Source organism: Bacillus sp. FSL R5-0576 (genome assembly GCF_038004765.1).
Lineage (GTDB): Bacteria > Bacillota > Bacilli > Bacillales > Bacillaceae > Bacillus > Bacillus subtilis.
In genome coordinates, this window is sequence record NZ_JBBORU010000001.1 from 1,655,027 (window position 1) to 1,664,393 (window position 9,367).

Annotated in this window: 9 protein-coding genes; all 9 read left to right on the forward strand. The window is 43.1% G+C overall.

Annotation, left to right across the window (positions count from 1 at the left end; all coding sequences use genetic code 11):
• Positions 1-59 precede the first annotated feature (59 nt).
• The 9 genes from NX903_RS08545 (at position 60) to NX903_RS08585 (ending at position 9,321) form a co-directional block, all read left to right on the forward strand.
• On the forward strand, positions 60-326 hold the full coding sequence (locus tag NX903_RS08545) for a hypothetical protein (protein WP_144486628.1): 267 nt from the start codon (positions 60-62) through the stop codon (positions 324-326).
• Positions 323-1,189: an ACP S-malonyltransferase gene (fabD, locus tag NX903_RS08550; protein ID WP_086343852.1), complete on the forward strand. Its 867-nt coding sequence runs from the start codon at positions 323-325 to the stop codon at positions 1,187-1,189. Before NX903_RS08545 ends, fabD (NX903_RS08550) begins: the two co-directional genes overlap by 4 nt.
• A gap of 503 nt (positions 1,190-1,692) precedes the next feature.
• Positions 1,693-2,667 carry an acyltransferase domain-containing protein gene (locus NX903_RS08555; RefSeq protein WP_086343853.1) on the forward strand — a complete coding sequence of 325 codons (975 nt, stop codon included), beginning with the start codon at positions 1,693-1,695 and terminating at the stop codon, positions 2,665-2,667.
• A complete protein-coding gene (gene fabD / locus NX903_RS08560; protein WP_086343854.1) occupies positions 2,664-4,967 on the forward strand; it encodes an ACP S-malonyltransferase in 2,304 nt (767 codons plus the stop codon). The genes NX903_RS08555 and fabD (NX903_RS08560) overlap by 4 nt, the downstream gene beginning before the upstream one ends.
• A gap of 61 nt (positions 4,968-5,028) precedes the next feature.
• A complete protein-coding gene (locus NX903_RS08565) occupies positions 5,029-5,277 on the forward strand; it encodes an acyl carrier protein (protein ID WP_003231809.1) in 249 nt (82 codons plus the stop codon).
• A complete protein-coding gene (gene pksF, locus NX903_RS08570) occupies positions 5,255-6,502 on the forward strand; it encodes a polyketide biosynthesis malonyl-ACP decarboxylase PksF (RefSeq protein WP_086343855.1) in 1,248 nt (415 codons plus the stop codon). The genes NX903_RS08565 and pksF overlap by 23 nt, the downstream gene beginning before the upstream one ends.
• Entirely contained in the window at positions 6,503-7,765 is a 1,263-nt protein-coding gene (pksG, locus tag NX903_RS08575; protein ID WP_024573082.1) for a polyketide biosynthesis 3-hydroxy-3-methylglutaryl-ACP synthase PksG, read from the forward strand. It abuts the gene before it with no gap.
• Positions 7,753-8,532, forward strand: a complete 780-nt coding sequence (locus NX903_RS08580; RefSeq protein ID WP_086343856.1) for an enoyl-CoA hydratase/isomerase — start codon at positions 7,753-7,755, stop codon at positions 8,530-8,532. Before pksG ends, NX903_RS08580 begins: the two co-directional genes overlap by 13 nt.
• Before the next feature lie 39 nt (positions 8,533-8,571).
• Positions 8,572-9,321, forward strand: a complete 750-nt coding sequence (locus tag NX903_RS08585) for a polyketide synthase (protein WP_015383709.1) — start codon at positions 8,572-8,574, stop codon at positions 9,319-9,321.
• The last annotated feature ends 46 nt before the right edge of the window (positions 9,322-9,367 follow it).

Here is a 9,367-nt window from a genome sequence, read left to right on the forward strand (position 1 = left end):
ATTTTCGAAAATGATTACATAGAAGGTGTTATTTATTTTGAAAACTCATTTGAAAGAAAATGAAGCGCATTATCATGATATGGCGCCCTATACGTGATCCGGGTCTTTTTTCTTATGTTCTGTTATATCTCCTGATCCTTTATTCCTCAATGGAAAAAAGCAGAAAAACAATGGGGCAAACTGTAGGAAAAATTAACTTGACGGATAATATTTACAGAGGTTACCATCAACATGAACATGCTACTATTTATCCGGTCATCACTATTATAAAATCATACAGAAGTGAAACACATCTACTAATCGGAAGGGTGGCTTTGAGAGAATGATCACATATGTTTTTCCAGGTCAGGGTTCACAAAAACAGGGAATGGGCAGCGTCCTATTCGATGAATTTAAAGAACTGACGGATCAGGCAGATGAGATCTTAGGATATTCTATCAAACGTCTTTGCCTGGAAAATCCTTATTCCAATTTAAACAAAACGCAATTTACTCAGCCGGCATTATATGTGGTAAACGCACTAAGCTATCTGAAAAAAATCAAGGATGAAGAAGTTAAGCCTGACTTTGTCGCCGGGCACAGCTTGGGTGAATACAATGCGTTATTTGCAGCTGAAGCCTTTGATTTTGAGACAGGTTTACAGCTTGTCAGAAAAAGAGGCGAGCTGATGAGTCTGATAAGCAACGGCGGTATGGCAGCTGTTATGGGACTAAATGAAGAGCAGGTTGCAAAGGCTCTGAAAAAATATCATTTACATGATGTTGATATCGCTAATGTGAATGCCCCATATCAAATTGTAATTTCAGGAAAAAAAGATGAGATTGAAAAAGCCGCATCTCTTTTTGAAGCGATGACTGAAGTTACAATGGTACTCCCCTTAAACGTAAGCGGCGCGTTTCATTCCAGATACATGAATAAGGCAAAAGAAGAATTTGAGGAGTTCCTTCATGCCTTTTATTTTTCGCCTCCGTCTATCCCGGTTATTTCTAATGTGTATGCCAAACCGTATACATACGAATTCATGAAACAGACGCTGGCTGATCAAATTAATCATTCAGTGAAATGGACTGACAGCATAAGCTACTTAATGAAAAAAGGCCATATGGAGTTTGAGGAGGTAGGGCCTGGAAATGTTTTAACTGGGTTAATTCATCGCATAAAGAAAGATGCGGAAGCAATGCCCCGCTAAAGCATTTGCCCCTATGGCCATGTATCTCATCAATCAGGTCTAAACACAGATTTCCTTTCATTTAAGGTATAAAGTTTTAAAGATTCAATCGTTCGATTGACACTGTTTCTAATTGAATAACTTTATATACTGTTACATAAAGAGGCTCATAAATTAAGTTAGACATTTGAACTATGTCAGCCGGTCTGTCAAACCATCGCTCCCACATCTAGATGGTCCTTTTTTTAACCGCACCCACCAATCATAGAGTCGATGTTCTTTGCTGATCCTGTTATCATGTTACATCAATTTTGAGATATCAACATACATCTACGATCACGTCATAAATGAACCGCATCCAGAGCACCAATAGCAATCCTTCCAAGTTGAATCTCCTTTACTTTTTCACATATGTCTTTTCCATTTATTAATTTCATTTCAATCGCTGCTATGTGCTTTAACAACATGCATGGAAATGAGAAATCCAATAGCCGTCATAAATATAAAAAAAGAAGGTTATACACATGAATGAACCGCTTGTTTTTATGTTTTCCGGGCAAGGTTCCCAATACTATCACATGGGGAAAGAACTATTTAAGGAAAATACCGTGTTTCGCCAATCAATGCTTGAAATGGATGCCATTGCAGCACGGCGAATCGGCACATCCATTGTTGAAGAAATCTACCATCAAGGTAAACGTGTGTCAGATCCGTTTGACAGTATTCTTTTTTCCCACCCCGCCATTTTTATGATTGAGTATTCCTTATATAAGGTTTTGGAAGACAGGGGAATTTATCCTGATTACGTATTGGGATCAAGTCTGGGAGAATTCGCAGCAGCGGCAGTTTCTGGTGTGTCAGACGCAGAGGATATACTGGATTGCATACTTGAACAGGCTATTATCATCCAGAATTCCTGCGATAAAGGAAAAATGCTGGCCATTCTTGACAAACCGCAATTGCTGAATGATCATCCGCAACTGTTTGGAAATAGTGAACTCATTTCTATCAATTATGATTCGCACTTCGTCATTTCTGGTGAAGAAGATCATATAAGGAAGATTATGGAGGATTTAAAGGAGAAGCAGATTCTTTGCCAGCTGCTTCCTGTGTCCTATGCCTTTCATTCTTCGCTTATTGATCCGGCAGAGAGTGCCTATGCAGAATTTTTAAGATCAAAATCTTTTCAAAAACCGTCAATACCGATTGTATCGAGCTTAACGGGAAGCTGCCTTCACGTAATGGACGAGAATTTCTTTTGGAATGCGGTCAGAAAGCCAATGATGTTTCGTGAAGCGATTCGATATTTGGAAAGCCAGCATACATGCAAGTTTATCGATTTAGGGCCATCCGGCACCTTAGCTGCTTTTGTGAAACAGCTGATTCCGGGTGATTCAGCTGACCGTTGCTGCTCAATCATAACACCATTTCATCAGGAGCTGAAAAATCTGAATACGGTTGAGTATTTCCGTACACCAGAAAGGAAGTTTACAAGATGATTACATATGTCTTTCCAGGGCAAGGCTCCCAGCAAAAGGGGATGGGACAAGGGCTATTTGAACAGTATCAGCATTTGACAGATCAAGCAGATCAAATATTGGGCTATTCAATAGAGAAGCTATGTACCGAAAAATCATATCTGGATGTAAATCATACTGAATACACGCAGCCGGCTTTGTATGTTGTTAATGCACTCAGTTACTTGAAGAGAGTGGAGGAGACCGGCAGAAAACCTGATTTTGCGGCAGGACACAGCTTAGGAGAATACAATGCGCTGATGGCAGCCGGTGCATTTGATTTTGAAACCGGATTAAGGCTCGTCAAAAAAAGAGGAGAATTGATGGGACGAATTACAGGGGGCGGAATGGCTGCTGTGATCGGCCTGAGTAAGGAACAAGTTACAGCCGTTTTAGAAGAGCACCGTCTTTATGACATTGATGTGGCAAATGAAAATACGCCCTGGCAAATTGTGATTTCTGGCCCGAAAAAAGAGATTGAAAAAGCTCGGGCTGTTTTTGAAAACACCAAGGATGTAAAGCTGTTTCATCCATTAAATGTGAGCGGAGCTTTTCATTCCAGATATATGAATGAAGCCAAACAGGTATTTAAGCAATATATTGACTCATTCCAGTTTGCACCTTTGGCGATCCCGGTTATCTCCAATGTCTACGCAGAGCCATACCATCAAGACAGATTAAAAGATACATTATCTGAACAAATGGACAACACAGTGAAATGGACGGACAGCATTCGTTTCCTGATGGGAAGAGGAGAAATGGAGTTTGCAGAGATTGGGCCTGGAACTGTTTTAACCGGTCTCATTCATCGGATTAAAAATGAAGCTGAACCATTGACATATATACCGAAAAAGAACCCCGCGATCAGTGCGCATCTAAAGGAGCAACGCAATGTTCAAGCTGGGATTACGGCAGAATCTTTAGGAAGTGCTGAATTTAAACAAGATTATCATCTTACATATGCTTATCTTGCAGGAGGAATGTACCGCGGTATTGCTTCGAAAGAAATGGTAGTAAAGCTGTCAAGAGCGGGAATGATGGGGTTCTTTGGCACAGGAGGTCTGAGCCTGAAAGAGGTTGAAGATGCGATCCATGCTATACAAGGTGAATTAGGAAAAGGACAAGCCTACGGCATCAATCTGGTCCACAATATGAAACATACTGAATCAGAAGAAAAAATGATCGATCTTTTATTGAGGAATCAAGTGAGCATTGTGGAGGCTTCAGCATTTTTAAGTGTCACTCCTGCATTAGTAAGGTACCGCGCAAAAGGAGTGAAACGAAATCAAAATGGTGACGTTATATGCTCAAATCGTCTCATAGCAAAAATATCACGGCCGGAAGTTGCAGAATCATTTCTGAGTCCTGCGCCTGAGAATATGCTGCAAAAGCTTTTAGGAGAAAATAAAATCACTATGAACGAAGCTGAGTTGTTGCGGTGCATTCCGATGGCTGACGATATTTGTGTAGAAGCTGATTCAGGCGGTCATACAGATGGCGGTGTGGCATACAGCCTGATGCCGGCGATGACATCTTTAAGAGATGAAATGATGAAAAAATATCAATACCGGAAAAAAATAAGAGTTGGTGCAGCTGGAGGGATTGGAACACCTGAGGCAGCGATGGCGGCTTTTATGCTAGGGGCTGATTTTATTCTAACAGGCTCAATCAATCAATGTACGGTTGAGGCGGCAACAAGTGATAAAGTAAAGGATTTGCTTCAGCAGATGAATGTACAAGATACAGCCTATGCGCCTGCAGGTGATATGTTTGAATCGGGCAGTAAAGTGCAGGTGCTAAAGAAAGGCGTGTTCTTTCCCGCACGGGCAAACAAGTTATATGAACTGTATCAGCGGTATGGGTCTATACGTGAGCTGGATGCAAAGATGCTGGCCCAGCTTGAGGAGAAATACTTTAAACGCAGTATAGAAGACATATATAAAGATATTGCATTGCATTATCCCGCGGCAGACATTGAGAAGGCTGAACAAAACCCGAAGCATAAAATGGCTTTGATTTTCCGATGGTACTTCAGATACAGTTCAAAATTGGCAATCAGCGGAAGCGAACATTCGAAGGTCGATTATCAAATTCACTGCGGTCCCGCGCTGGGAGCCTTTAATCAATGGGTTAAAGGGTCGCAATTAGAAAATTGGCGAAACCGCCACGTGGATGAAATCGGGAAAAAATTAATGACAGAAACGGCAGTATTGCTTCATGAACGGATGCAATCGATGTATCAGCCGTCGCATGAAACAGACAACATAAAAATAAAAGTTTGAATATTATGAAAATATACCTATAAAAATCATTAAAATAATCCCTTGAAGGAGAGAGCGCATTATGGATAAACAGAGAATCTTTGAAGTACTAATCACCAATATTTGCGAGGTGCTTCCTGAATTAGACGGACACAGATTTGAGCCTGAAGATCAGTTAGTTGAGTTAGGAGCTGACTCTGTAGACAGAGCTGAAATTATCACGATGGTGCTAGAGGATTTATCGTTAAAAATCCCTCGCATTGAGCTATCCGGGGTGAAAAACATCGGTGAATTAGCTGAGGTGCTTTATGACAAAGTGCAATCTGCCTGAGGTGGTGGTGACCGGTGTAGGCGTCACGGCCTCTATCGGTCAAGGGAAAGAGGACTTTGCTTCCTCGCTGCTGTCCGGCAGACATGCCTTTGATGTCATGAAGCGTTCAGGCAGACAAAAAGACAGCCGGTTTATCGGAGCCGAAATTGCGTCATTGTCTTATCCTGACCGACTCTCCAAAAAAATGTTGCGAAAAGCATCATTCTCCAGCCGCGCTGCATTGGTAACTCTCACAGAGGCTTGGGAGGAGGCTGAATTGGACGATGCAGATTCCTCACGTATCGGACTGGTTGTTGGCGGATCAAATTTTCAGCAGAGAGAAACCTTTGAAGTTTATGAAAGGTATCAAGACCGCTCCGGTTTTATTTCGCCGGCGTATGGTCTGTCTTTCATGGATAGCGATCTTTGCGGGATATGTACAGATCAGTTTGGCATCACGGGATTAGCATATACGGTGGGAGGAGCCTCGGCCAGCGGCCAGTTAGCAGTCATTCATGCGATTCAGCAAGTCCTGTCAGGCGAAGTTGATACTTGCATAGCACTTGGTGCTTTAATGGATCTTTCTTATATGGAATGCGAGGCGCTAAGGGCTTTAGGCGCTATGGGGACGGACAAATATGCTGATGAACCTGAAAAAGCGTGCCGTCCCTTCGATCAAAACAGAGACGGGTTTATCTATGGAGAATCGTGCGGTGCATTGGTAATAGAACGAAAGGAGACGGCTTTACGAAGAGGTCTCAAACCTTATGCAGAATTGTCTGGCTGGTCAATCAAACTGGACGGAAACCGGAATCCTGATCCTTCATTAGAAGGAGAGGTTCATGTCATCCAGAAGGCACTGGAGCGTGCCAGGCTTTTACCAGAAGATATTGATTATATTAATCCTCATGGAACAGGCTCTTTTATTGGAGATGAAATAGAATTAAAGGCGCTCCGTGCATGCCGGCTTTCCCATGCTTATATCAATGCAACAAAATCGATAACCGGACACGGGCTTAGTGCGGCGGGCATCGTAGAGATTATTTCTGTTTTGCTGCAAATGAAAAAATCTGCCCTGCATCCGAGCAGGAATTTGGATCATCCAATCGATGATTCCTTTCATTGGGTAAATGAGAAATCGATTTCATACCGCATCAAAAATGCGCTGAGCTTAAGCATGGGGTTTGGCGGAATGAACACCGCGGTTTGTATACAAAACATTGAGAAATGTGGAGGCGAATCATAAATGGTTTCAGCCGGAATAGAAGCGATGAATGTCTTTGGCGGAACGGCATACCTTGATGTCATGGAGCTGGCCAAATACAGACACTTAGATACTGCGAGATTTGAAAACTTATTAATGAAAGAAAAAGCGGTAGCACTGCCTTATGAAGATCCCGTGACCTTCGGAGTCAATGCAGCTAAGCCGATTATTGATGCTTTATCTGAAGCAGAGAAGGACCGGATTGAATTGCTGATCACTTGCTCTGAATCCGGGATCGACTTTGGGAAATCGTTAAGTACATATATCCATGAATATTTAGGTCTCAACCGCAACTGCCGTTTGTTTGAGGTTAAACAGGCGTGTTATTCAGGGACAGCGGGATTTCAGATGGCGGTGAATTTTATATTATCCCAGACTTCTCCGGGTGCTAAAGCACTGGTTATCGCCAGTGATATTTCACGTTTTTTAATCGCTGAGGGCGGAGACGCTTTAAGCGAAGATTGGTCTTATGCGGAACCGAGCGCCGGAGCGGGAGCGGTGGCCGTTTTAGTTGGCGAAAATCCCGAGGTGTTTCAAATAGATCCCGGAGCAAATGGTTATTACGGCTATGAAGTGATGGACACGTGCCGCCCCATTCCCGACAGTGAAGCGGGAGATTCTGATCTGTCTTTAATGTCATATTTGGATTGCTGCGAACAGACCTTTCTGGAATATCAAAAGCGTGTACCGGGTGCCAATTATCAGGACACGTTTCAATATCTTGCTTACCATACGCCCTTTGGCGGGATGGTGAAAGGTGCGCACCGGACAATGATGCGTAAGGTGGCGAAGGTGAAAACATCCGGGATTGAGACGGATTTTTTAACTCGGGTAAAACCAGGTTTAAACTACTGTCAACGGGTTGGAAATATTATGGGGGCAGCCTTGTTTCTGGCATTGGCCAGCACGATAGACCAAGGGAGGTTTGATTCGCCTAAACGAATTGGCTGTTTTTCCTACGGATCCGGCTGCTGTTCTGAATTTTACAGCGGAATTACAACTCCGCAAGGCCAGGAGCGTCAGCGAACATTTGGTATTGAGAAGCATTTGGATCGCCGGTATCAGCTCTCCATGGAAGAGTATGAGCTATTGTTTAAGGGGAGCGGGATGGTGCGGTTTGGGACGCGCAATGTAAAGCTGGACTTTGAGATGATACCGGGCATCATGCAGTCCACTCAAGAGAAGCCGCGCTTGTTTTTAGAAGAAATTTCTGAGTTTCATCGGAAGTACAGGTGGATCTCGTGACCTATCAAACGATAAAGGTCCGCTTTCAAGCGTCGGTTTGCTATATTACCTTTCACCGTCCTGAAGCGAATAATACGATTAATGACACGCTGATAGAAGAATGCTTGCAAGTGTTAAACCAATGTGAAACATCAACGGTGACGGTTGTCGTTTTAGAGGGGCTTCCCGAGGTGTTTTGTTTCGGAGCTGATTTTCAAGAAATCTATCAGGAAATGAAAAGGGGCAGAGAACAGGCAAGCTCCCAAGAGCCTCTCTATGATTTGTGGCTGAAATTGCAGACCGGCCCTTATGTCACGATATCTCATGTCAGGGGAAAAGTGAATGCCGGCGGTCTTGGATTTGTATCTGCCACAGATATTGCCATTGCTGATCAGACGGCGTCATTCAGTCTCTCTGAGCTGCTATTCGGCTTGTACCCTGCTTGTGTTTTACCGTTTCTGATCCGCCGTATCGGCTGGCAGAAAGCGCATTATATGACGCTTATGACAAAGCCGATTTCCGTTCAGGAAGCCAGTGAATGGGGGTTAATAGATGCTTTTGATGCTGAAAGTGACGTGCTGCTGAGAAAGCATTTATTGCGTTTGCGGAGGCTGAATAAAAAAGGAATCGCACATTATAAACAGTTTATGAGCTCACTTGATCATCAAGTCAATCGTGCGAAAGCCACCGCGTTAACTGCAAATCAAAACATGTTTTCTGATCCTCAAAACCAAATGGGAATCATCAGATATGTTGAAACAGGGCAATTCCCATGGGAGGATCAGTAACCGTTTAAAAATGACAATCAGAACCGTTAGGAGGACATCATGACGCATTCTGTTGTAGAGCTTATCGAAATTGAATCCGCCATTATTCAGGTAAAGATGCAAGATCGCACTCATAAAAACGCGTTTTCACAAGAACTTACAGACGGTTTAATTCAAGCGTTTGAATACATACGGCAGAACCCAAAATACAAAGCGGTCATTTTGACAGGATATGATAATTATTTTGCTTCAGGAGGAACGCAAGAAGGACTGCTTCGAATTCAACAGGGATTGACCAAGTTCACAGATGACAATCTTTATTCTCTGGCGCTGGATTGTGAGATTCCAGTTATTGCGGCAATGCAGGGCCATGGAATTGGAGGCGGCTTTGTCATGGGGCTCTTCGCTGACATAGTCATTCTGAGCAGAGAAAGCGTGTATACGGCTAATTTTATGAAATACGGATTTACGCCTGGAATGGGCGCTACCTTTATCGTTCCTAAAAAACTGGGTTTCAGCCTGTCCCAGGAAATATTATTGAATGCGGGCAGCTACCGCGGAGCTGATCTTGAAAAAAGAGGGGTTCCTTTTAAGGTGCTGCCCCGTGCAGAAGTGTTAGATTATGCAGTGGAGCTGGCGCAAGAACTGGCGGAAAAGCCGAGAAACTCACTGGTTACACTGAAAGATCATTTGGTTGCCCCGCTTCGCGATCAGCTGCCGCGCGTCATTGAACAGGAATTGATGATGCATGAGAAAACATTTCATCATGAAGAAGTCAAAAGTAGAATCAAAGGTTTATATGGTAATTAACTGAAAATATATATATAAATTTTGCAGGTGAAATGGAGGCAGCGTG